General features: G+C 30.7%; 3 protein-coding genes and 1 pseudogene. 1 reads left to right on the forward strand and 3 read right to left on the reverse strand.

The genetic code is table 11. From position 1 onward, the window contains the following. From B2G86_RS12880 to B2G86_RS12890, 3 genes and pseudogenes are all read right to left on the reverse strand, one after another. Positions 1 to 172: pseudogene (locus B2G86_RS12880) on the reverse strand (Mph(C) family macrolide 2'-phosphotransferase); the annotation flags it as partial. Positions 173 to 213: 41 nt separating this feature from the next. Beyond that, complete coding sequence (locus B2G86_RS12885; protein ID WP_078358589.1) at positions 214 to 816, reverse strand: DJ-1/PfpI family protein; 603 nt, start codon at positions 814 to 816, stop codon at positions 214 to 216. Between the two features lie 433 nt (positions 817 to 1,249). Then, positions 1,250 to 2,065, reverse strand: coding sequence for a MerR family transcriptional regulator (locus tag B2G86_RS12890; RefSeq protein WP_078358590.1), 816 nt, complete (start codon positions 2,063 to 2,065; stop codon positions 1,250 to 1,252). A 153-nt stretch (positions 2,066 to 2,218) separates the two neighbouring features. On the opposite strand from B2G86_RS12890, the gene norA reads away from it, so the two are divergent. After that, on the forward strand, positions 2,219 to 3,300 hold a 1,082-nt coding region (gene norA / locus B2G86_RS12895; protein ID WP_078358591.1), incomplete at its 3' end, for a multidrug efflux MFS transporter NorA.

A 3,300-nucleotide genomic window follows, 5' to 3' on the forward strand; every position in this document is an offset into this window, starting at 1 on the left:
GCTTATATACATCTGCACGTCTTGGTATTCTCAATACCCATTTTTGTCCATGTTCGTCTTCACCGAAAGCAACTTGAAAATCTAACCCTGATTCATTTAAAGAAATTGTTTCTGGTTGAATATTTAGTCCGTATTGTTTTGAGATTTTCACAATATCATTTAGATGAGTCATATGATTAGCTCCTTTTATTTCTCCTTACTCACTCCACAAATCTACCCAATTTCTCCGTATTTCAATTTATACGCTACATATCCTGATTTATAGAAGTATTTATTTTTTTCCGCTTCTCTTTCATCCAATAATCCTAATGCTTGAATGACATTAAATGCAAAGTCTACTGCGCTTGATCCGTTTGCTGTAACGAGATTCTTATCTATTACGCTGTCTTCATTTACGAAGTCTATTGAGTTTGTGTATTGTTTAAAGTTATTGTCTGTTGTCCATGTGTTTAAGTCGTTTCCTGTATGCTTGAATCCTGAAAGTAGGCTATTTCTTGCTAAGAAGTCTACTGCGCCACATATTGCACCGACAACGATGCCTTTGTCTAATGATGACTTAATGAGCTGTACAAGCTGCTCGCTTTCTATTGATGGCCAATTGTTTCCGCCTATAACGATTAAAGCGTCATATGGTTCTGAAATTTGCTCAATTGTATAGTCAATGATGGTCTTTATTTGACCGATGGATGTGACTGTTGGTTCTTCTAACGATACAGTATCTATTTTAAACGAATGTGACATAGACAGTTCTGCTGCAACATAGCTTAATTCCCAATCTGCGTATTGTTCAGTAAGTACGACTAATGCTCTTTTCATAATTTAGCCACCTTTTGTTTATGTTTAACTTTAGATTGCTACAAATGTTGTGGTTATGCAAATGATAACTATATATTTTTAATAGGCGTAATAGTCTTTGTATGGTATGTACTTGGAGATTTCACACCTTTGTTCAAATGGATATATCATCATATATATGAAATGTTTCATATATTAGGTGCTATCGGAATTCTTTTAGCATTATTAATTTATCCAATACTCATAAATGTTAAATTAAAATTTTAATAATACAATCGAGTACAGGAAGTAAGCACGTTACTCGTGGTAGTATTATTTAAGAATGATATAACTTATAAATAAAGCACCTCGTTAATTTGATTTTATTAATTAAATTAAACGAAAGTGCTTTATTTTTTTGTAAAAATAGATATTGGTAACAATTTTGTAAAATGCTGATGCCCGAGGAAATATTTTATTCCACTTCAATCATTATTTTCGTTATATATTCATTTTCATTATTTTTAATAACTGAATCGAATACAAATTCTTCATAGACATATTTACCGATTTTTAAATCCATTTCTTCTATTTTTTGCATCATTTTTGAGTACGTTACTTCTATATTTTTATCTAATCCTAGGTGGTAACCAATTAAGTACTGACCTTTTAACGTAATGGTATTCGTGTAATGATTTTTAGAGTCAGGAATTTTAACATATAGGTAACTATAATTATTGTATTCTCCATTTAAAATATCTTTCATATTGGATATAATGCCAATCGGTTGGCTAGAGAATAGGCCATGTGATTTAAGCTCTACAATAAATTGATTAATAGATATTAAAAAATCAAGTTCTGAAGCATTTGCGATATTATCACTTATATAAAATGTTGTTTCTTCGATTTCTTGTAATGTAATGTCATCAAATGGTGTTTGTATAGCTTCTTTAATGAGCTGAATTTTATCGTTGATAATCATTTCATTATATTCTAAATGTTTCTTCTGTTCTTGAATCGTCTTTTTCTGTTGATACATTAAATTTAAAAAGTGTTCTGGTGATTTGTTTTGTGTATATTCTTTGATTTCTTTTAGTGGCATGCCTAATTCTTTTAGTAATGTGATCACACTAATCAGTTCAATTTGTTTTATAGAATAGTAGCGATAGCCAATTTCATTTTTATAATCAGGTTTGAAAAGATTGATTTTATCGTAGTAAATAAGCGTTTGACGACTAACATTTGTTAAGCTAGCAAACTCACTTATAGGTATTTGATTAATTTTTTGCATAAATTGTTCTCCTTCTATTGACTGTATAGTTACTATACACTATAAATTGTATATATTAAAGATTGCAAAACGTTATGAAAATCCAACTAAATGGATTAGAATATAGTGAAAATCAGATAAAATTTGTGAAAGTATTGAATAAGGAGGTCTAAAATGAAGAGTAAGTTAAATGTTTTATATTTTAATATATTTTTAATGTTTTTAGGAATTAGTATCGTAATTCCAGTTTTACCAACGTTTTTAAAGGATTTAGATTTGAATGGTACAGATTTGGGTGTACTTGTAGCAGTGTTCGCATTATTCCAAATGATTGCTTCACCATTTGGAGGACGATTTGCAGATAAATTTGGTAAAAAAATCATTATCATTATTGGCCTCCTATTATTCTCCATTTCAGAATTTATATTTGCGGTAGGTAATTCATTTTCAATACTTTTATTATCAAGAGTATTAGGTGGGATTAGTGCAGCGTTTGTCATGCCAGGTGTAAATGGTATGATCGGTGATTTATCAACACATGAGACTAGAGCGAAGAACTTTAGTTATATGTCAGCAGTAATAAATACAGGGTTTATAGTTGGACCAGGTGTAGGAGGATTCTTAGCAGAAATTTCGCATAGAATGCCTTTTTATTTTGCAGGTGGACTAGGCATAATAGCTTTATTATTCTCGATATTCTTATTAAAAGAAGCTAGTGATGAAGATGAAACACATGAGACACGTAAGAAAAAAGTTAAAGAACCATTTCCATATAAATTGTTTGTAGTACCTGTTATTATAATGCTCATACTTTCATATGGTTTAGCATCAACAGAAACCATGTTCTCATTATATACAGCAGAAAAAGTAGGTTTCGAACCGAAAGATATATCTATCGCCATTACAGGTGGCGCAATAGTAGGGGTTATATTCCAGCTGTTCTTATTTGAAAAGCTAGTAGGAAAAATAGGTGAAATTAAGTTAACATTATTCTCATTAATATATTCGATATTAGTTTTAGGAGCATTCTTAATGGCTTCAAAATATTTAACGGTAATGCTAGTAAGTTTCATTATATTTATTGGATTTGATTTAATCAGACCATCCATGACGAACTACTTTTCAAAATTAGCCGGTAATAATCAAGGTACAGCAGGTGGATTAAACTCGGCAGCAACAAGTGTCGGTAACTTAATCGGACCCTTAGTAGCCGGCGCAGCATTTGATATTAGTATAGATTTTCCATTGTATATAGC

Source organism: Mammaliicoccus fleurettii (assembly GCF_002018435.1).
Taxonomy (GTDB): domain Bacteria; phylum Bacillota; class Bacilli; order Staphylococcales; family Staphylococcaceae; genus Mammaliicoccus; species Mammaliicoccus fleurettii.